The 20,943-nt window shown below is 48.4% G+C and carries 12 protein-coding genes, 2 tRNA genes and 3 rRNA genes; 9 read left to right on the forward strand and 8 right to left on the reverse strand.

Annotation, left to right across the window (positions count from 1 at the left end):
- Positions 1-5: 5 nt before the first annotated feature.
- The 5 genes from rrf to P253_RS14430 form a co-directional block, all read right to left on the reverse strand.
- A 5S ribosomal RNA gene (gene rrf / locus P253_RS14410) occupies positions 6-120 on the reverse strand.
- A gap of 191 nt (positions 121-311) precedes the next feature.
- Positions 312-3,202, reverse strand: a 23S ribosomal RNA gene (locus tag P253_RS14415).
- 350 nt (positions 3,203-3,552) lie between these two features.
- A tRNA-Ala gene (locus tag P253_RS14420) sits at positions 3,553-3,628 on the reverse strand.
- A 63-nt stretch (positions 3,629-3,691) separates the two neighbouring features.
- Positions 3,692-3,768 (reverse strand) — tRNA-Ile (locus tag P253_RS14425).
- Between the two features lie 61 nt (positions 3,769-3,829).
- A 16S ribosomal RNA gene (locus P253_RS14430) occupies positions 3,830-5,366 on the reverse strand.
- Together the 16S, 23S and 5S rRNA genes with 2 tRNA genes alongside form the textbook arrangement of a ribosomal RNA operon.
- Before the next feature lie 547 nt (positions 5,367-5,913).
- Between P253_RS14430 and P253_RS14435 the strand changes: the two genes are divergently transcribed.
- From P253_RS14435 to P253_RS14455, 5 genes are all read left to right on the forward strand, one after another.
- Positions 5,914-6,831, forward strand: coding sequence for an MlaA family lipoprotein (locus P253_RS14435; RefSeq protein ID WP_016659505.1), 918 nt, complete (start codon positions 5,914-5,916; stop codon positions 6,829-6,831).
- 104 nt (positions 6,832-6,935) lie between these two features.
- Positions 6,936-7,904 (forward strand): RsbU family protein phosphatase GigA, encoded by a 969-nt coding sequence (gigA, locus tag P253_RS14440; RefSeq protein ID WP_016659506.1) that lies wholly within the window; start codon positions 6,936-6,938, stop codon positions 7,902-7,904.
- Between the two features lie 114 nt (positions 7,905-8,018).
- Positions 8,019-8,540 (forward strand): anti-anti-sigma factor GigB, encoded by a 522-nt coding sequence (gene gigB, locus P253_RS14445; protein ID WP_005182525.1) that lies wholly within the window; start codon positions 8,019-8,021, stop codon positions 8,538-8,540.
- Positions 8,541-8,564: 24 nt separating this feature from the next.
- Positions 8,565-9,389, forward strand: a complete 825-nt coding sequence (locus tag P253_RS14450) for a carbon-nitrogen hydrolase family protein (protein WP_016659507.1) — start codon at positions 8,565-8,567, stop codon at positions 9,387-9,389.
- Positions 9,390-9,481: 92 nt separating this feature from the next.
- Positions 9,482-9,871 (forward strand): DUF4951 domain-containing protein, encoded by a 390-nt coding sequence (locus P253_RS14455; protein ID WP_016659508.1) that lies wholly within the window; start codon positions 9,482-9,484, stop codon positions 9,869-9,871.
- Positions 9,872-9,908: 37 nt separating this feature from the next.
- Here the strand turns inward: P253_RS14455 and gspE are convergent, their stop codons facing one another.
- Complete coding sequence (gspE, locus tag P253_RS14460) at positions 9,909-11,396, reverse strand: type II secretion system ATPase GspE (RefSeq protein ID WP_016659509.1); 1,488 nt, start codon at positions 11,394-11,396, stop codon at positions 9,909-9,911.
- 123 nt (positions 11,397-11,519) lie between these two features.
- On the opposite strand from gspE, the gene P253_RS14465 reads away from it, so the two are divergent.
- Positions 11,520-12,323, forward strand: a complete 804-nt coding sequence (locus P253_RS14465; protein WP_034598323.1) for a hypothetical protein — start codon at positions 11,520-11,522, stop codon at positions 12,321-12,323.
- A 9-nt stretch (positions 12,324-12,332) separates the two neighbouring features.
- Complete coding sequence (locus P253_RS14470; protein WP_016659510.1) at positions 12,333-13,256, forward strand: mechanosensitive ion channel family protein; 924 nt, start codon at positions 12,333-12,335, stop codon at positions 13,254-13,256.
- Between the two features lie 42 nt (positions 13,257-13,298).
- On the opposite strand, the gene P253_RS14475 is transcribed toward P253_RS14470, so the two are convergent.
- Complete coding sequence (locus P253_RS14475; protein WP_016659511.1) at positions 13,299-16,019, reverse strand: DUF2339 domain-containing protein; 2,721 nt, start codon at positions 16,017-16,019, stop codon at positions 13,299-13,301.
- 162 nt (positions 16,020-16,181) lie between these two features.
- Here P253_RS14475 and polA point away from each other — a divergent pair, with 162 nt between their 5' ends.
- Both polA and P253_RS14485 read left to right on the forward strand, forming a co-directional pair.
- The gene (gene polA / locus P253_RS14480; protein WP_016659512.1) at positions 16,182-18,944 is read left to right on the forward strand and encodes a DNA polymerase I; all 2,763 of its coding nucleotides are present in this window, start codon (positions 16,182-16,184) and stop codon (positions 18,942-18,944) included.
- A gap of 211 nt (positions 18,945-19,155) precedes the next feature.
- Positions 19,156-20,307 (forward strand): IS4-like element ISAbe18 family transposase, encoded by a 1,152-nt coding sequence (locus P253_RS14485; protein WP_005176703.1) that lies wholly within the window; start codon positions 19,156-19,158, stop codon positions 20,305-20,307.
- Positions 20,308-20,362: 55 nt separating this feature from the next.
- Here P253_RS14485 and P253_RS14490 read toward each other — a convergent pair whose 3' ends face one another.
- Positions 20,363-20,932 carry a YggT family protein gene (locus P253_RS14490; protein WP_005182501.1) on the reverse strand — a complete coding sequence of 190 codons (570 nt, stop codon included), beginning with the start codon at positions 20,930-20,932 and terminating at the stop codon, positions 20,363-20,365.
- Between the last annotated feature and the right edge of the window lie 11 nt (positions 20,933-20,943).

A 20,943-nucleotide genomic window follows, 5' to 3' on the forward strand; every position in this document is an offset into this window, starting at 1 on the left:
TAATGAGCTGGCGATGACTTACTCTCACATGGGTAACCCCACACTACCATCAGCGCTAAGAGGTTTCACTTCTGAGTTCGGGAAGGGATCAGGTGGTTCACTCTTGCTATTGTCGCCAGCACAACTGTTATGGACTTGTTCGGGTCTTAGTTACTTTGCTTAAGCTTGATGCTTTTGCATGTAATGCCTTACTTTGTTCCAAATGAGTTATTAACGGATTGGCTATTGGGTCTGAATTTTATTGTGTCGCATTAACTAAATCAAGGATTAGTTTAGAATTCAGCTTGATACAACAACTGTTTGGGTGTTGTATAGTCAAGCCTCACGAGCAATTAGTATTGGTCAGCTTCACATATCGCTATGCTTCCACACCCAACCTATCAACGTCCTAGTCTCGAACGGCTCTTTAGAGGACATGAAGTCCTAGGGAAATCTTATCTTGAGGTAGGCTTCCCGCTTAGATGCTTTCAGCGGTTATCCCTTCCGAACATAGCTACCCGGCGATGCGACTGGCGTCACAACCGGTACACCAGAGGTTCGTCCACTCTGGTCCTCTCGTACTAGGAGCAGATCCTCTCAAATTTCCAGCGCCCACGGTAGATAGGGACCGAACTGTCTCACGACGTTCTAAACCCAGCTCGCGTACCTCTTTAAATGGCGAACAGCCATACCCTTGGGACCTGCTTCAGCCCCAGGATGAGATGAGCCGACATCGAGGTGCCAAACACCGCCGTCGATATGAACTCTTGGGCGGTATCAGCCTGTTATCCCCAGAGTACCTTTTATCCGTTGAGCGATGGCCCTTCCATACAGAACCACCGGATCACTAAGACCTACTTTCGTACCTGCTCGACTTGTGGGTCTCGCAGTTAAGCGCGCTTTTGCCTTTATACTCTACGCGTGATTTCCGACCACGCTGAGCGCACCTTCGTACTCCTCCGTTACTCTTTAGGAGGAGACCGCCCCAGTCAAACTACCCACCAGACATGGTCCTCGTCCCGGATCACGGGACAGAGTTAGAACCTCAACATTACCAGGGTGGTATTTCAAGGACGGCTCCATTGGAACTGGCGTTCCAACTTCAAAGCCTCCCACCTATCCTACACAAGTAAGGTCAAAGTTCAATGTCAAGCTGCAGTAAAGGTTCACGGGGTCTTTCCGTCTAGCCGCGGGTACACTGCATCTTCACAGCGATTTCGATTTCACTGAGCCTCTGCTGGAGACAGCGCCGCCATCATTATGCCATTCGTGCAGGTCGGAACTTACCCGACAAGGAATTTCGCTACCTTAGGACCGTTATAGTTACGGCCGCCGTTTACTGGGGCTTCGATCAAGAGCTTCGCTTACGCTAACCCCATCAATTAACCTTCCAGCACCGGGCAGGCATCACACCCTATACGTCCACTTTCGTGTTTGCAGAGTGCTATGTTTTTAATAAACAGTTGCAGCGGCCTGGTTTCTGCGGCTGTCAACCGCTCAGGGAGCAAGTCCCATCACCGTCAACAGCGTACCTTCTCCCGAAGTTACGGTACCATTTTGCCTAGTTCCTTCAGCAGAGTTCTCTCAAGCGCTTTGGTCTACTCGACCTGACCACCTGTGTCGGTTTCGGGTACGATTCCAGTGTAACTGAAGCTTAGAGACTTTTCCTGGAAGCATGGTATTAGCCACTTCGCTAGTAAACTAGCTTGCTATCAGCTCTCAGCATAGAGCACCCCGGATTTGCCTAAGATGCATGCCTACAGCCTTCCACCTGGACAACCAACGCCAGGCTGACTTAACCTTCTCCGTCCTCTCATCGCATTACACTGAAGTATTGGAATATTAACCAATTTCCCATCGACTACGCCTCTCGGCCTCGCCTTAGGGGTCGACTCACCCAGCCCCGATTAACGTTGGACTGGAACCCTTGGTCTTTCAGCGAACGGGTTTTTCACCCGTTTTGTCGTTACTCACGTCAGCATTCGCACTTCTGATACCTCCAGCAGACTTCTCAATCCACCTTCATCGGCTTACAGAACGCTCCCCTACCACGTATACAATGTATACATCCGCAGCTTCGGCACATAGTTTTAGCCCCGTTACATCTTCCGCGCAGGCCGACTCGACTAGTGAGCTATTACGCTTTCTTTAAAGGGTGGCTGCTTCTAAGCCAACCTCCTAGCTGTCTATGCCTTCCCACATCGTTTCCCACTTAACTATGATTTTGGGGCCTTAGCTGGCGGTCTGGATTGTTTTCCTCTTGACTACGGACGTTAGCACCCGCAGTCTGTCTCCCGGATAGTACTCATCGGTATTCGGAGTTTGCATCGGTTTGGTAAGTCGGGATGACCCCCTAGCCGAAACAGTGCTCTACCCCCAATGGTATTCGTCCGAGGCGCTACCTAAATAGCTTTCGGGGAGAACCAGCTATCACCAGGCTTGATTAGCCTTTCACCCCTATCCACAAGTCATCCCCTGGCTTTTCAACGACAGTGGGTTCGGTCCTCCAGTTAGTGTTACCCAACCTTCAACCTGCTCATGGATAGATCGCCTGGTTTCGGGTCTACACCCAGCAACTATACGCCCTATTAAGACTCGGTTTCCCTACGGCTCCCCTATGCGGTTAACCTTGCTACTGAATGTAAGTCGCTGACCCATTATACAAAAGGTACGCAGTCACCGAACAAGTCGGCTCCCACTGCTTGTATGCATGCGGTTTCAGGATCTATTTCACTCCCCTCACAGGGGTTCTTTTCGCCTTTCCCTCACGGTACTGGTTCACTATCGGTCAGTCAGGAGTATTTAGCCTTGGAGGATGGTCCCCCCATATTCAGACAAGGTTTCACGTGCCTCGCCCTACTCGTCATCATTATGTGTGCCCTTTCGTGTACAGGACTATCACCCACTATGGTTGCACTTCCCAGAGCATTCCACTAAAACACACATAACTTAATGGGCTGTTCCCCTTTCGCTCGCCGCTACTGAGGGAATCTCAATTGATTTCTTTTCCTAAGGGTACTGAGATGTTTCACTTCCCCTCGTTCGCCTTGCAACACTATGTATTCATGTTGCAATACCTACCTTATGGTAAGTGGGTTTCCCCATTCAGACATCTCCGGATCAAAGGATATTTGCCGCCTCCCCGGAGCTTTTCGCAGGCTATCACGTCTTTCTTCGCCTCTGACTGCCAAGGCATCCACCACATGCACTTAATTACTTGACTATACAACCCCAAACAGTCGTTAATCCCTACAAGTAGGATTAAGACAATTAAATAAATCAATGATCTATTTAATCTACAGTTCGAAGTCTCGTGCACTTAAGCACCGTACAGCTTCAATCTAAATTCATATACCAAAACGCTTGATTCAGTTAATTTGCTAGTTCTCAATTCAATCTACGTTCATCAACCCGTCATAACAACGCGTTAACGTATATTGATTGAGTGAACAATTTATTTCAGACTCAATTTTGCCAATCTGTTAATGATTCACTGCATCCTCGTCGGACTGCAGTCAACTGTGATAAATCACAGAGATTAATAAGCATAAACTTACTAAGCTCTATAATCTATGGTGGAGACTAGGAGAGTCGAACTCCTGACCTCCTGCGTGCAAAGCAGGCGCTCTACCAACTAAGCTAAGTCCCCAGCTTATCATTTAAGTCAATGTTCTGATTTCTATTCGCTCTGCAATTGCTTGCTTGTCGTTAGTGGTGGGTCTGACAAGACTTGAACTTGTGACCCCACGCTTATCAAGCGTGTGCTCTAACCAACTGAGCTACAGACCCTCAGATACATCGTCATGAAGAACAACTTGTTGTGGATTCTTACTAATCGTCAATCTTTCGTTAAGGAGGTGATCCAGCCGCAGGTTCCCCTACGGCTACCTTGTTACGACTTCACCCCAGTCATCGGCCACACCGTGGTAAGCGTCCTCCCTAAGGTTAGACTACCTACTTCTGGTGCAACAAACTCCCATGGTGTGACGGGCGGTGTGTACAAGGCCCGGGAACGTATTCACCGCGGCATTCTGATCCGCGATTACTAGCGATTCCGACTTCATGGAGTCGAGTTGCAGACTCCAATCCGGACTACGATCGGCTTTTTGAGATTAGCATCACATCGCTGTGTAGCAACCCTTTGTACCGACCATTGTAGCACGTGTGTAGCCCTGGCCGTAAGGGCCATGATGACTTGACGTCGTCCCCGCCTTCCTCCAGTTTGTCACTGGCAGTATCCTTAAAGTTCCCATCCGAAATGCTGGCAAGTAAGGAAAAGGGTTGCGCTCGTTGCGGGACTTAACCCAACATCTCACGACACGAGCTGACGACAGCCATGCAGCACCTGTATCAGAGTTCCCGAAGGCACCAATCCATCTCTGGAAAGTTCTCTGTATGTCAAGGCCAGGTAAGGTTCTTCGCGTTGCATCGAATTAAACCACATGCTCCACCGCTTGTGCGGGCCCCCGTCAATTCATTTGAGTTTTAGTCTTGCGACCGTACTCCCCAGGCGGTCTACTTATCGCGTTAGCTGCGCCACTAAAGCCTCAAAGGCCCCAACGGCTAGTAGACATCGTTTACGGCATGGACTACCAGGGTATCTAATCCTGTTTGCTCCCCATGCTTTCGCACCTCAGTGTCAGTATTAGGCCAGATGGCTGCCTTCGCCATCGGTATTCCTCCAGATCTCTACGCATTTCACCGCTACACCTGGAATTCTACCATCCTCTCCCATACTCTAGCTAACCAGTATCGAATGCAATTCCCAAGTTAAGCTCGGGGATTTCACATTTGACTTAATTAGCCACCTACGCGCGCTTTACGCCCAGTAAATCCGATTAACGCTCGCACCCTCTGTATTACCGCGGCTGCTGGCACAGAGTTAGCCGGTGCTTATTCTGCGAGTAACGTCCACGCTTCTAGGGTATTATCCTAGAGCGCCTCCTCCTCGCTTAAAGTGCTTTACAACCAAAAGGCCTTCTTCACACACGCGGCATGGCTGGATCAGGGTTCCCCCCATTGTCCAATATTCCCCACTGCTGCCTCCCGTAGGAGTCTGGGCCGTGTCTCAGTCCCAGTGTGGCGGATCATCCTCTCAGACCCGCTACAGATCGTCGCCTTGGTAGGCCTTTACCCCACCAACTAGCTAATCCGACTTAGGCTCATCTATTAGCGCAAGGTCCGAAGATCCCCTGCTTTCCCCCGTAGGGCGTATGCGGTATTAGCATCCCTTTCGGAATGTTGTCCCCCACTAATAGGCAGATTCCTAAGCATTACTCACCCGTCCGCCGCTAAGCTAAGGTGCAAGCACCCTCGCTCCGCTCGACTTGCATGTGTTAAGCCTGCCGCCAGCGTTCAATCTGAGCCATGATCAAACTCTTCAGTTAAAATCATTTCGAACTTTATAAGTAAAGTTCTTAAACTTGGCTCATCAATTTTCTGACTTAAATTTCGCTCAAATAAACTTCGAGTAATTTAAACCAATCAATCAATGAAAATATATTCGATTAATCAACCAGTAAAAATCCACACAAGTTGTTCTTCATAATCTCTTAATGATCTTCTCAATGCTTCGTCAGCATCAAGCTAGGTCGGCTATATTACTCTCTATTTTTAGAAAGTCAACAGGCAATGTTGATTTTATTTCTAAACTTACCACCTAAACCAGAACTCAACCATTTTAGCTAAATCCTTGTTTATCAACAAGTTTTTATCAACATCACCGCCGATGGATGTGCATTATAGGCGAAATATTTACGCTTGCAAGCCCTTTGATAAAAAAATTTAATCATCCGATTATTTTTTATTCATTTTACCTTTTTTAGCTATAAATTTCGGCCAAAAGTGTTTAAATACTCTCTTAAAATGTGCGCTGGGTCGAATGACTCTGCTTTCTCTTTTTTGCTTTCAGTATTCAAAGCACTAGGATCTTTTATGCGTCAACAACAATATGTATGGATTAGCCTGCTGACTTTAGGGATGGCCTCCCCTGCTTTTGCCAATGAATCTGCAGTAGACAGTTCTACCCGCACCACAGCAGAAGCAGACTCATCTGCAGCAACCAGCAAAGCCCCTTCACGCTTTGAATCCTTAAAAGAGCTGAAAAATATTAAAGCACAAGATTTGAAAGTGAATGCCAATGCCGCACAACCGGAAAGTGTTAAAGATCCACTACAACCTTTAAACCGTCAGGTCTATGCCTTAAATGATGTGTTAGACCGCAATATCGCCCGTCCGCTGGCTGTGCAATATACAGAAAAAGTTCCTGGCGATGTGCGTGGTTCTTATCGTAACTTCCGTAAAAACCTGGGTGAACCATGGAATGCAGTAAACCAGCTGATTCAGGGCCGTCCGCTCAGAGCAGCAAAAACGCTGGGCCGTTTTACTGTAAATACCATCACCACTTTAGGTCTGGCTGATCCGGCCCGTCGTTTGGGAATGGAAACCGAAGATGAAGATTTTGGCACCACTTTAGGCTATTTCGGGGTGCCGTCTGGCCCGTATCTGGTTTTGCCGATTATTGGCCCAAGTACCTTCCGTGATGGTTTTAGCCGTCTGGTTGACAGTCAGGCCCGTCCACAAAAATACATTCTAGAAGATCATGATGGACTGTACTGGACCGAGCAGGCTTTACGCGGCATTGATGCCCGCTCCCAGATTCTGGATGTAGAACAGGTGTTACAAGGAGATCGCTATGCCGCCATCCGTGATATTTACCTGCAGCGTAAAAACTTTGAAATTGCCGAGAAAAAAGGCCTAGAGGCCGAGAGCATTTCATTTATTGAAGATGTCGAAGACGACTACATCGAAGATGAAGAAAACTTTGATTCACCTGCACCGCTCACTGAATAATTTGTAATACTTCTTTCTGGCGGGAAGTTCAACTTCCCCTAGTAATTCATTGATTGTTATAGTACATCTATCCCCTAAAGCGCATAGGATTATATTCTACATTTATGTATTTCATTCAGCCCACACGTGATATTCCCTATCTAGATCAGGTGATTGACACACTGCCCAGTGTGCAAATGATTCGCATAGATGACATCGACCTATATGATCAGACCATCATTGCCATTGCCGATGTACAGGATTATTTAACCCATCGCTGGAATTTACCGACCATTGTTTTGGGCTTTGAAGATGAAGGTCTGGCCCTGTCGCAAGCCTGGGAACAAGGCGCTCTGGCCGGCTGGATCTGGAGCAAACTGCCAGCAGAGCCGCAGCAGGCCCTGCTTAAAATTGATGCGCAATATAAACGCAATCAGGACAGCCGTGATTTACCCTCGGCTGCAGAGTTACAAAAACGTTTACTGCCAAACCCAATTGAACTGGTCAATTATGAAATTGAAACCCTGTTTCAGCCTTCGGCCTATTTATCCGGCGACTGGTTTGATTACTGGAAAATTAGTGACAAAGAGCTGATTTTTTATCTGGCCGATGTGTCCGGCCATGGGGTAACCAGCAGTTTATTAACCTCGTGGATGGCGGCTTTTCATGGTCGTTCCAAAACCCCGCGCGAGTTACTGAAAAAACTGAACGGGATGCTGGTACAGGAAAATATTGAAAAGCATATCACCATGATTAGCGGGATTTTAAACCTGGAAACCCATCAGCTGCGCTGGTCCAGTGCCGGACATTATCCGCCTGCGATTATCTTTGAGCCAAATCAGCCACCGAAAATCTTAAACACCAGCAGCTTCCCGTTGGGCCTGACCGAAGACCTGGAAGTAGAAGAATATGAATGCGTGCTGTCACGTCAGGCGCGCTTTATTATCTGTTCAGATGGTGCGCTGGAACCCTATGTTGGTGGACTAAATGAACAGTTTGAACAACTGGTCTATCACTTGCAGAATCAGTCCTTTAAAGCGCCAGAACACGTGGCCGACGATATTGCCATCCTCAGTTTGTGCCGACTGAATTAATCACTTAATCAACCACTTAAAACCATCCTTAGACTTATGTCCATAGCAGACACTTGAGTCTGTGGTGTCCCTATGGGATAATTTTATCTATCCTTCTCTGCAAATGGCATTTATATGTCAACAGGTCATGTTGAATACGCAAGTTTGGATGGAACGCATATTTTCAAGCTGATCGGCGAAGTGCGTGCCCAATCTTGTATCAGTTTAGACAAACTACTCAGTAAAATTGAACAGCAAACCAATGTGGTCGGCGCCATTGTCGATTTAACTCAAACCACATTTATTGACAGTACTGTTTTGGGTGTTTTGGCAAAACTCGGGCTAAAACTCAAACAGGTACATCAGATTCAGGCGGTTATGCTGTCGACCAATCCGGACATCACCACACTGGCCAATAGCATGGGCTTGGGGCAGGTGTTTGTGATTCTGAATTACTGTGGCGATCCGAGTGTCTGCACCCGTGCCCTGATTGAAGAGCATGTGACGCATAGCAATATGCTGTCGACCGTACTGGATGCCCACAAAACCCTGATGAAACTCAACGACAGCAACCAGAATATGTTTGAACCCCTGGTCAAACAGCTACAAAAAGAACAGGACAACTTGGAACAGGTGTCTAATCAGCAAAACGTATAATTTTCAGTTTGGGAGAATGCCCGCATGACTTTCATTTCTGTTGCACAGATGAACTCGCAAAATGATATTGAAGCCAATTTCAACACGGTCGAGCAGCTGATTCAGCAGAGCAAAGCCGCCGGCAGTGAACTGCTGGTTCTTCCTGAAAATTTTATCTGTTTTGCTGCCGGCAAGCAGCGCGAAACTGCGGCCCAGTTTGAATCTATTCAACAACGTCTGGAGCAACTGGCCCATCAGCATCAAATCTGGCTGGTGGCGGGTACCCTGCCGTGCCCATTCCGCCCGGATGGTTCGGTCATTGAAGATGGCCGGGTACGTACCGTCAGCCTGTGTATCAGTCCTGAAAAAACCGAAGCCCGTTATGACAAGATTCACCTGTTTGATGTACAGGTGGGTGATGCCGTCGGGGGTTATCAGGAATCCAAATTCTTTGAACCAGGCCAAGATGTGGTGGTGGCCAAAACTCCGTTTGGCAATATTGGCCTGATGGTCTGCTATGACCTACGTTTCCCGGAACTGGCGCTAAAATTGCGTGCACAAGGCGCCAATCTTCTGACAGCACCTTCTGCTTTTACCTACACCACTGGCCAGATGCACTGGCAGCTGCTGCTACAAGCACGTGCCATGGACAGTCAGTGTCAGGTTTTAGGTGCTGCCCAGCAAGGCTGGCACGGCGAAAAACGTCAAACCTGGGGTCATTCTGGTGCGACCAATTCCCGTGGACAATTACTGGCCATGGTGCAGGACGAAGGCGCGCAACTGATTACAGTCGAATTTGACCTGAAAGAACAGCAACAGGTACGCGAGTCAATGCCTTTAATGCAGCATCGCGTGTTAGTCAATTATTAAGTCTTTCCCTTGATCTCGCTGATATTGTTATCGACGTAATCTTTCAACTTGCATATAATAATGATTCTTATTTTCAACAATAAATTATCCTGATGTTTAAAACCGTGATCACCAGTCTGGGGCTGCTGTGCTCGACACTGGCCTTGGCCGAGCTGAGTATTTCTGAAAAAATGCGTCCTGTGGTTTATTCTCAGGTCAATCCGGAGATGGCACGTCTGCCGGTTCCAGCCACACCGAATCAGATGAATCTTCCGGCCTTTGGACAGGGACTGATTGGCTGGGGCAGCGGCCCGGAAGGTGCGCAAGCGCGTTTAGATTCCATCACAGCTGCCGATGTGCATCAGATGCAAATTCAAGGTTTAACCCTGGAGATGGTGCAGGCCTGGCAGGCATTTTATACTCATGAAAGCCAGCGCAATCTCGGCAATCCGACGGCACCCTTACGCGCCCTCTTAATGCAAAAAATCGTCAGCCTGTGGTAGGGACTGACGATTTTTTTAAACAGGCTCTACAGCTCTGCTAGTCTGCCGCTTCATTGGTGACACGTAACACTTCTTCGACTGTGGTTTTACCGGCCAGTACTTTACGCAAACCATCTTCACGAATCGAACCGGATTGCTGGCGCGCATAGTTTTCCAGTTCATACTCTGCAGCATTGCCATGAATCAGGCGACGCATGTGATCATCTACCGGCACAATTTCATAAATGGCGGTCCGACCGGTAAATCCGGTATGCGCACACTGCTCACAGCCTTTCGGTTTCGGCAGGCGCAATACCTCTGCACTGCTGACAGGTTTAAACAGTTCTTTTTCAAAGTCATCAGCATCATGCCAGGTGGCGCAGTGCGAGCACAAGGTTCGGACCAGACGCTGCGCAATCACACCAATCAGGGAACTGGACAGCAGGAAAGGTTCAATGCCCATATCTTTTAAACGGGTTACGGCGCCAATCGCAGTATTGGTGTGCAAGGTCGATAATACCAGGTGACCAGTCAGCGAAGCCTGTACCGCAATTTCTGCGGTTTCCAGATCACGGATTTCCCCGACCATTACCACATCCGGGTCCTGACGCAGCATGGCTTTTAAAGCACGGGCGAAAGTCATATCGACCTTGGTGTTGACCTGGGTTTGCCCAATCCCTTCCAGCTGATATTCAATCGGGTCTTCAGCGGTCAGAATATTTTTCGAGCCATCATTCAGGTCCGACAGTGCTGCATACAAGGTGGTGGTTTTCCCCGAACCGGTTGGACCAGTCACCAAGATAATGCCATGCGGACGATGCACCAGCTGTTTTAGCCGGTCATAATCATTTTGCATTAGGCCCAAATGGGTCATGTTCAGCCGTCCGGCCTGTTTATCCAGCAGACGCATTACCACCCGTTCACCATGCGAAGATGGCAAGGTCGATACCCGCACATCGACTTCACGGCCCGCCAGGCGTAGCGAAATACGGCCATCTTGCGGAATGCGTTTTTCAGCAATATCCAGTTTGGCCATGACTTTAATCCGCGATACCAGTAGCGGCGCCAGCTCACGGCGCGGCTGTACAATTTCACGTAATTGTCCGTCTACCCGCAAACGCACCGATAAGCGTTTTTCAAACGATTCAATATGAATATCCGACGCACCGACCCGAATGGCTTCGGACAGCAGTGCATTAATCAGCCGGACAATGGGCGCATCATCTTCCTGATCCATTAAATCTTCGGCTTCAGGTACCGAGTCGGCCAGACTGAGTAAATCCGGATGATCTTCCAGACCTGCCGCAACCTGTTGTGATTCCCCGGTATCGCCGGCAAAACTGCTGCTTAACAGCTGATGAAATTCCTGATCGGTACATAACTGGAACTGGGCCGGATGTCCGAGAAAACGGCGTGCTTCCTGAATGGCCAGCAGCGGCGTATTTTCACGGCGCACGATAAAAGCATGATCCCCCTCATAGCGAATTAGCACGCCATGGCGTTTTGCAAAACTATAGGGAATTTGTAATTGTTTAAGTACTTGCATCAGCGATTATAATAATGATGAAAAAATCTCATTTGAGTGTACTCTAAGCTTATGACAGCGTGAAGTCTGTTTTTAGGGTTTTAAATTGAAAGGAAGACGCCCTTGCCGCATCCGAATGAATTACTGAATCATGATGAATTGCCCGATTTAAAATGGTGGGGCGAACACGAGTTTGAACTGCATCAGCCCAAAGCCTGGCAATTTGGCTCCCTGCTGTTTCGTTTAACACGCGGCATGCAGGAGTGGCGTCTGGAATATCATCGTCCGCAGGTGCAGTATGACTATGAACAGCAATGGCATCGCATCAATGACCCGAATTTTTCCTTTCCGCAGCCGGTGAAAATTGAACGCTACATGTTCAAATCGACCACCAACAAACTCCAGCTGATGCCACGTCTGGCAGACCGTTCAGTGGTGATTAAACCGGTCGATCCGATTTATATTCCAGCTGGCCAGCGCGGCACACTGTACATTAGTACCCCATTATGGATTGCCGGTTTTGTTGATGGTCAGCGCGAGCCAATTTTTGATTTGCCGGTGATTTTGCCCAAAGATACCTGGTTTGGACCGAATCACCGTTATGGCGAAATCTGTTATGCCACCGCGGTGGATGGCCGGACCGAGCTACACCAGCTACGCCCGCGCGCTTTTCGTGCCATTACGCCTATCGAGTTTCATAATATCAGCAACCAGCAATTGCGCTTTGACCGGATGAATGTACCGGTGCCGGCACTACCGCTATTTTTTAGTGAAAGTACCGGACGTTTATGGACCTCGCAGATTAAAGTCTTGCACGAAGGTTCCGACCGGCCGCCACGGGTACGGATTGAAAACCGCACCCCACCGCATGCCGGTGAAGTGATTTATGTGCATCCGCCACGTGAAACCGCAGGGGCCTTATTTAATATGTTTGATTCGTTCTTCTAGGGAGTAGACATGGCCGATTCCAATATCCCTAAAGAAATTACCAATAGCCTGAAAGGGATTTTCACCAATATCAACACCGAGCGCCTGACTGAAATTCTGGTGGCGCTGGTGCTGTGCTTCTTAGGCTTTCTGGTGGCGCGTTTTGTCTCTAATGCCTTTATCCGCACCATTGGTAAACGCTTTAATGCGCATCAGAGTCTGGTCTGGCGTCGCGGGATTTTCTATTTTATTTTCCTGATTTTTGTGATGGCCAGCCTGAAAGAAGCCGGCTTTAAACTTAGTGTCTTCCTGGGTGCAGCCGGTATCTTAACCGTGGCGTTGGGTTTCGCGTCACAAACTTCGGCTTCCAACCTGATCAGCGGTCTGTTCCTGATTGGTGAAGGTTCCTTTGAAGTGGGCGACACCATCCAGATTACCCTCATTCGTGGTCATACCGTAGAAGGTGAAGTGATTTCGATTGACCTGCTCTCGGTAAAACTGCTCACCCAGGACAACGTGTATGTGCGTTTACCGAACGAACAGCTGATTCGGGCGCCAGTACACAACCTGTCCAAATTCCCGATCCGGCGGATTCCAATTACTCTGGCCATTAATTTCCATGAAGATATTATCAAGGTGCGTGAAGTGCTGCTGGATGTGGCCAATAAATATCCATTGGTGCTGGCCGATCCGAAACCTGCGGTGACAGTAACTGCCTTCCGTGAATCCTCAATTGAACTGCTGTTTGCGATCTGGTGCCAGCAGGAAAATTTCCTGCGAGTGCGTGATGAAATGCAGGAACGGATTCGTAATGGCTTTGTCGATAACCAGATTGAAATTCCGGTACCGAAAATGGGCTTTGTCGATCATCCGCTGTCCCGACCGCTGGAAAATGCAGAGATTGATCAATATGCCAATGAAAAAGCCCTGAAACGTGAACCGGATTTAAAATAAACTTTTTAATATTAGCCTTCTCCACCAAGAGAAGGCTTTTTTCTATTCAGAGGGTGACCGTTCCACTGGCTGTTCTGGATCGGGCATTGGCGCAATATAGGCAATGATCAGCATCACCGCACCGGCGGCTAAAAAGGAAATCACCCGGGTTAAAGTGCCAATATGCGACAGATCAAACAGCACCAGCTTTAAGCTGACAACCACCAGAATACTGCCGCCCAGGACCCAGACCGAACGCAGCTGTTTGCGACTGGCCCAGCTCATGGTAACAAATGCTAGGCTGACCCAAAGTAAAGTCAAACTCAGTTGTACCGTGCCATTACGCCACAGCGCCAGTTCATTCAGCGGTGTACCCACATAGACATGCAAGCCACGCAGCACAATATAGCTACTCAGCCACAATAAACTCAGCACCATCAACACTGCGGCCATACTGCGGTCCAGCCCGGCCTTAACCTGTAACGACAGCATCCATAAAAAGCCGACCAGCATGGCGATGCTGACCAGATCAAAAGGATTTAAGATGGGCAGCAGATAGCCATGAAACGCCTGCTGGCTTAACAGCTGCGAACAGATCATCCAGGCCAGCATCAACAGCAAACTGCTTCGGGCCTGCCAGAACATCTGCCAGTCGGGCTGTGCCTGCCAGTAACACCAGCCGCAAAACAGCAGCGGTAAAATCACCATACTGATATACGGTTGCTGCGGTAATAAAGTCAGACTGGTCAGTAGCAGACTGAGTAAAGTACCGGCACTGACCCATTCTTTTTCGGTTCGTACACCCAAAAGCGGCCTTAACCAGAGCAGACTGAGGATGATGCCAGCTCCGGCAAACAACAGCCGCTCATTGAAAGATGCCCAGACAATACTGCCCTGTTGCATCCGCAGCATGATGATTCCTGCCGCAAACAGCAGCAAGGGAACCAGGCCCGACCATTTGCTGAATAGCCAGGCCACCCCGGCCTGTCGGCGTAACAGGATTTCATTCACCGCCCAATAGGCCAGACCTAGAGTCAACAAGCTCAGCACTGCACTCAGCTCGCCGGACCATTCATCCTGGAGCAGCACCAGCAACATGGTGGTCGCCAGCAACATCAGCAGACATTGAAAGCCAATCATACTGCTACTAAGTTGTTGCTGAAATTGCAGCCGGCTATTGGACAGCAATACCACGCCCACATAGCTCAGGCACAGCACCCAGAACATGGCGCGTGGAAATACAATCAGCTCCACCAGATAATACAGGCTCGACAGCCCCGCCACGACCAGCAGGCCCATGGCCAGATACAGACTGATTTTGGACTGCCGCACCAGCCCCAACAGGAAAATCAGCAGGCCTTCAATGGCCCAGCCCATGACACTTTTTTCAGCCGGCAATAAAATCGGCGGAATTAGGGCCAGAAAAATTAAGGTCAGGCTTAAATAGCTGTGCGCAATTAGCTGTACGGTTTGATGGTGTCTGGAGAATCGGTACAACACGGCGAACAGCAGTGCAAACAGCAGACTGAGGCCCGCCTGCCAGGCTGTGTCCTGGAAATGCAGCACATATAAACTGCTATAGGCCAGCAACGGTGCAGCAAAAATCAGCCCAATATCCAGCGCCGGTTTAAGCTTAAACTTGTCTAAATCCTGCTGTGCCAATAACTGGCTAAAACGGAAACCCAGCCAGATAAAGATAGCGGCATGTGCCAGAATCAGCACGGTCATCAGGTCGCGGTCAGCATCGCTGCCATGCACAAAGGCATAGCTGCCACCGACCAGCACGGTCATTAAAAAAGCAATCTGATTCAGAAACTTCCACGGTCGCAGGCTGCTGAGCACGGCCACCGCAATATTAATCACCAGATAATAGCCAATAAATTCCGGTGCAGTTGCATCACGCACCGGTAAGGTAAACGGCGCCAGATAGGCCATCCCCATGGCCATTAACGCCAGTTCAACCGACTGCTGTCTTAAACTCAGCCATAACGTCAGGCCCATTAGCAGCAGAAAACAGCCGCTGGCTATCAGCAAGTTTGGAATCACCGCATTGTAATAAGCAAAGAATAAGGTCAGACACAAGGCCGCCAGCCCGAGCCCTTCCAGCCCCAAGGCAAAACTGCGATTGCGCTGCTGCAAGCGATAACCCAGTCCGGTCACGGCAGCACTGCTCAGTGCGACCATGATCAGTTTGGTGGCCAGACTCAACTGCCAATGTTCCGTGGCAAAACGCAGTAGCAGAATAATGCCGATCACCAAAATAGAAATCGCGGTTTTCAGCACCGGATTACCGTCAAAAATCCAGTGTTTGATTTGCTGGACTAAATTGGGAGCAGGCACTGGCGTAGCTTCAGCTGTTGCACTAAACGGTAAAGGCGGTATGTCCGGCTGTACCGAAGAAGCCGGCTGCGGCAAAAAATGCTGGGCCTGTTGAATCTGACCCAAATACTGTTCCAGACGCCGAAGCCAGCGCAGAAAAAAGAAAATCCAGGCCGCAGCGCCAGCGGCAATCATCCAGCCCCAATCCAGCAGCCCACCGACCACGGCAATAATCGAGGAGAGATACAGCGGCACTTTGGAGGTGGCACGAAATGCAATTAATCTTTGTTCGCCTAGCGCCTGGGCCGGTTGCTGAATAGCATCGACATAGTGCATGACACTCATCAGCAGTGCAAAACCACAGACATAGGTCAGCAGTGGAAATGATAAAAACCACGCGCTGATGGCGACAATCATCAGGCTCATCAACCAGATCATGCGGATTTCGCTCTGCCCTCTCAGCATCTTGTTTTATTCCTTTATTAATTGTGCTGATCATACAACAACTTGCACAGTGCTTATTTTATATTCATCAGATATTCGGTAACCTGCATATACAATCATCACTCAGCGTGCGTGTGTAAAATCACGTACAATAAACAGGTTTTTTGGATTAGGAAACTTTCAATGCCACCATTTGTCTTGGTCGATGGGTCTTATTTTTTATTTCGTGCGTTTCACGCCTTACCCCCTTTAACCACGTCAACCGGTATACATACCAACGCCATCCGTGGGGCAATTTCCGCAATCCAGAAACTGATGCGCCGTACCCAGCCCACCCATATGGCGGTGATTTTTGATACTCCGGAACCAACCTTCCGTCACGAACTGTCACCCATTTATAAAGGTGACCGTCCAAGTATGCCAGATGAACTGTCACAGCAGATTCCTTATTTACATGCCTTAATTCGCGCACTGGGGATTCCTCTTTATATGCTGCCGGGTGCTGAAGCCGACGATATTATTGGCACGCTGGCCAAACGCGCCGAAGCCGAAGGTCATCAGGTGTTAATTTCCACCGGTGACAAAGACATGGCGCAGCTGGTGACCGACAAAGTCACGCTGGAAGACAGCTTCAAAGAAAAACCTATGGATGTGCAGGGCGTCTTTGAGAAATTTGGCGTCTGGCCGAATCAGATTGTTGATTATCTGACCCTGATGGGCGATGCCTCGGACGGGATTATGGGTGTTCCGGGCGTGGGTGCTAAAACTGCCGCCAAACTGCTGACTGAATACGGCTCTTTAGGCGGAATTCTAGAAAATGTCGACAAAATTAAAGGTCGCGTTGGCCAAAATATTAAAGACAATGTCGATGGTATTGCCATTGACCATCAGCTGGCCAGTATTGTCTGCGATCTGGACATGGGCCTGACCTTTGCAGATCTGAAACTATGCGATCCGAATACCGAAGAATTGCGCCGTCTGTATACCGAACTGGAGTTCCGGAACCAGCTACAGTCGCTCGATCATCCGAACAACCCGAACAGCAACAGCTATAAACAGGTCAGCCAGGCCATTACTCAAACCCCAGCGGCCGCAGAAGTCGCTACTGAAGATCAGGCCCAGCTCAGCAGCAGTGAAGACCAGCTAGGTGAAGCCACCTATCATACCGTGTTAAACCCTGAAGACTGGGATGCGCTATTCCAGCGTTTAAGCACTGCCACACGTTTTGCCTTTGATACCGAAACCACCAGCCTAGATTATCGGATTGCCCAGATTGTCGGCTTCTCGGTGGCTTTTGATGCTACGGAAGCCTTCTATGTGCCTTTGGCGCATGACTATGCCGGCGCACCGGAACAGTTAAACCGTGAAGCGGTGCTGGCGCAGATCAAACCGATTCTGGAAAATCCAGCGGTTGAAAAAATTGGCCATCATTTAAAATATGATGCACATGTGCTGGAAAACCACGGTATTCACTTACAGGGCTGGTACTTTGACACCATGCTGGCCTCGTATGTCTTAAATTCTGTCGCCACCCGTCATGGGATGGATGATGTGGCACGTCTGTATTTAAGTCACCTGACCACCACCTATGAACAGATTGCCGGTAAAGGCGCCAAACAGAAAACCTTTAACCAGATCGAGATTGAAACAGCCGCGCATTATGCCGCCGAAGATGCACATGTGACGTATCGCCTGTATGAAGTGTTGAATGAAAAGCTGCAGCGTCATCCGGAACTAAACAATCTGCTGCATCATATTGAAATGCCGGTAGCACGCGTGCTAACCCAGATGGAAGAAAACGGCATCAAGCTGGATCTGAATTTCCTGGATCAGCTGGGCGTAGAATTCTCCAACACCATGCTGCAACTGGAACAGCAGATTATTGAACTGGCCGGCCAGCCGTTTAATGTCAGCTCACCCAAACAGGTTGGCGAAATCCTGTTTGAAAAGCTGGGCATCAAAGGTGGCAAGAAAACCGCCACCGGCCAATACAGCACCAGTGAAAGCATTCTAGAAAAGATTGAGCACCCGATTGCCAGCCTGATTGTGGAATATCGCGGTCTGTCTAAACTGAAAAGTACCTATACCGATGGCTTACAAAAGCAGGCTAATAGCAGCAGCCATCGCGTGCATACCAGTTATCATCAGGCACTGACCGCAACAGGCCGTCTGTCTTCGACCGATCCGAACCTGCAAAATATTCCAGTGCGTATGGATATTGGCCGTCAAATTCGTAAAGCCTTTATTGCACCAGAAGGCCGCGTGTTACTGGCTGCCGACTATTCGCAAATTGAACTGCGTTTAATGGCGCATTTCTCGCAAGATGACGCGCTGGTTGATGCCTTCAATCATGGTCAGGATGTACACCGCCGTACCGCTGCAGAAGTGTTGAATATTGCCCTGGAAGATGTCACGCCGGATCAGCGTCGCCAGGCCAAAGCGGTTAACTTCGGCCTGTTATATGGTATGTCCGAATTTGGTCTGATCCGTCAATTGGGCTTTACCCGGGAAGAATCGCAGAACTATATCAAGCAATACTTCCAGCGTTATCCGGGCATTTATGAATATATGCAGCGCACCCGTCAGGTGGCTCTGGAACAAGGCTTTGTTGAAACCCTGACCGGCCGCCGTTTATATACCCCGGATATTGATGCCCGTAACATGATGGTGCGTAAAGCAGCAGAACGTGCAGCAATTAATGCGCCCTTACAAGGCTCTGCGGCAGATATTATTAAAATGGCCATGGTGGAGGTAGACAAAATGTTGCCACGCGATCAGGCCAAAATGCTACTGCAGGTACACGATGAACTGGTGTTTGAAGTCGATGCCAATGTCGCCGATGAACTGGCACCCAAACTGGCCGAAGTGATGCAGTCGGTGATTGAACTGTCTGTTCCGCTGGTGGTCGAAGTGGGTAAAGGCCAGAACTGGGATGAAGCACACTAAAGTCTTTCCACCTTCCTCCTCGGAGGAAGGCTGGGCTGAAGGTCATTTGCCTCTTGGGCGAAATATCAAGGTCTTCACCTCAAAACTTGAGCCATAAAAAAGGACTCAATTGAGCACTGCTGTCCCATAGTTTGCTTTAAATAAAAAAACCTGAGTCCTAACAGTTAAAATATGAGTGCAAACAAACACTTTAACGACCAGGATTCAGGTTTTGTCACATCAGAATACCGTATTTCATGAGCTAATTAAACCTGTTGTGCGACAGGATTTTGAACAACTTGCTAAAGTACACCATGTTGGACAGAAATTTAGAGCGGCTTCCCGGTGGGATCAGTTTATTGCCATATTGATGTCTCAATTCTCTTGTAGGCAAAGTCTGAGAGATATTCAATCCAATTTGGAGTGCCAACAGGAAAAGCTAAGTCATCTCGGAGCAAAGTCTATTCCCCGAAGCACGCTGGCACGAATCAATGAGCAGCAGCCTGCTGCCTTGTATCAACAGCTATTTTACAAGTTGCTTAAATACTATGAACACTCAAAAGTAGCTCATAAATTTCGCTTTAAGAATCCCTTGTATTCCTTGGATGCCAGTCATATTGACCTGTCGCTTTCCTTATGTGAATGGGCCAAAGTTCACGACTCAAAAGCCAGCATGAAACTCAGTATAGGATTGAATCACAGCAATGATATTCCTGAGTTTGTTGCAGTTGAAAATGGCAAAGAAAATGACATGGTACAAGGCCGCAAATTCCAGTTTCCTGCTGGCAGCATTGTAGTTTTTGATAAAGGCTATGTCGATTACCAATGGTATGCAAATCTGACTGCTCAAAACATTGGATTTGTCACACGTTTTAGGCCTAAATCTGTGTATCAGGTGATCCAGCAACATCCAGTGCTTGAATCCAAAGGTATTCTAAAAGATGAAACCATTCAGCTGAATAGCGCACATGCCCTAAAAAGAAAAGCCCCAGTGTTAAGAAGAATTGAATATAGAGATCAGCAAAGTGGCAAGCACTTTAGCTTTCTCAGCAATAACTTTCATTTAGCCGCCTCCACCATTGCGGCGATTTATAAAGATCGTTGGAAAGTTGAGCTGTTCTTTAAGGCGATTAAGCAGAATCTCAAATTAAAAGCGTTTCTAGGCCGCAGCAGGAACGCAATTCAGACACAAATCTGGATTGCGATGATCGCCTATTTATTGGTGAGTTTCGCTCGACATTTAGGAAAAACAGGTTGGACAGTTCAACGTTTACTCAGAATAATTCAAGTGAATTTGTTTGAAAGAAGAACTTTAAAAGCTTTATTTTCACCCGATAAAATACCCATAAAACAAGAGGAAGCTCAAATGAGCTTCCTCTTGTGAAAAATTGTGGGACAGCAATGCTCAATTGAGTCCTTTTTTTCTTGAGCTGAATTTATTAGAAGCCGGTCAGCAAAACAATCGCCACCTGGTTCATCAGAATTTCAGCAATATATAACGCCAGAAATGCCAGAATTGGAGACAGGTCAATCATGCCCATATTCGGCATGATCCGGCGAAACGGCGCCAGTAAAGGTTCTGCCAGCTCCTGAATCACTTCAATATAAGGCCCGCGTGACTGGGTAAACATCACTACCCAACTTAAAATAATGGTGGCAAAAATCAGGTAACGACAGAAACGTAGCAGGTCCTGAATCATGGTCACAAAGGTGAGAATCAGCAGATGTACCGGGCCATTAGGCATCGCCCCGTTTAAATACATCATGCCGTAATTTTTCAGCAGATAAAGCACCACCAGCAGCGCCAATGCCGCCAGATTCACCCGGCCTTTTGCCACGGTCGGGAAAATACGGCTAAATACATCTACAATTTTCGTGGCCTTGATCGTAGACAACACCACCGGATTATAAGGACTCACCGCAGCCAGCTGCATGAGAAAACGGAAGAAGACGAGCAAAATCGCTACGTTAATGATGATGCCAAAAATTAGCGCAGAATTTGCACCCATACTTGAACGTT

This window comes from Acinetobacter indicus CIP 110367 (genome assembly GCF_000488255.1).
GTDB classification, from domain to species: Bacteria; Pseudomonadota; Gammaproteobacteria; order Pseudomonadales; family Moraxellaceae; genus Acinetobacter; species Acinetobacter indicus.

What these genes read in the sequence shown, in the direction of transcription:
- P253_RS14435 (WP_016659505.1), top strand. Translation starts at nt 5,914, where the DNA reads ATGCGTCAACAACAATATGTATGGATTAGCCTGCTGACTTTAGGGATG.
- gigA (WP_016659506.1), top strand. Translation starts at nt 6,936, where the DNA reads ATGTATTTCATTCAGCCCACACGTGATATTCCCTATCTAGATCAGGTG.
- gigB (WP_005182525.1), top strand. Translation starts at nt 8,019, where the DNA reads ATGTCAACAGGTCATGTTGAATACGCAAGTTTGGATGGAACGCATATT.
- P253_RS14450 (WP_016659507.1), top strand. Translation starts at nt 8,565, where the DNA reads ATGACTTTCATTTCTGTTGCACAGATGAACTCGCAAAATGATATTGAA.
- P253_RS14455 (WP_016659508.1), top strand. Translation starts at nt 9,482, where the DNA reads ATGTTTAAAACCGTGATCACCAGTCTGGGGCTGCTGTGCTCGACACTG.
- gspE (WP_016659509.1), bottom strand. Translation starts at nt 11,396, where the DNA reads ATGCAAGTACTTAAACAATTACAAATTCCCTATAGTTTTGCAAAACGC.
- P253_RS14470 (WP_016659510.1), top strand. Translation starts at nt 12,333, where the DNA reads ATGGCCGATTCCAATATCCCTAAAGAAATTACCAATAGCCTGAAAGGG.
- P253_RS14475 (WP_016659511.1), bottom strand. Translation starts at nt 16,019, where the DNA reads ATGCTGAGAGGGCAGAGCGAAATCCGCATGATCTGGTTGATGAGCCTG.
- polA (WP_016659512.1), top strand. Translation starts at nt 16,182, where the DNA reads ATGCCACCATTTGTCTTGGTCGATGGGTCTTATTTTTTATTTCGTGCG.
- P253_RS14490 (WP_005182501.1), bottom strand. Translation starts at nt 20,932, where the DNA reads ATGGGTGCAAATTCTGCGCTAATTTTTGGCATCATCATTAACGTAGCG.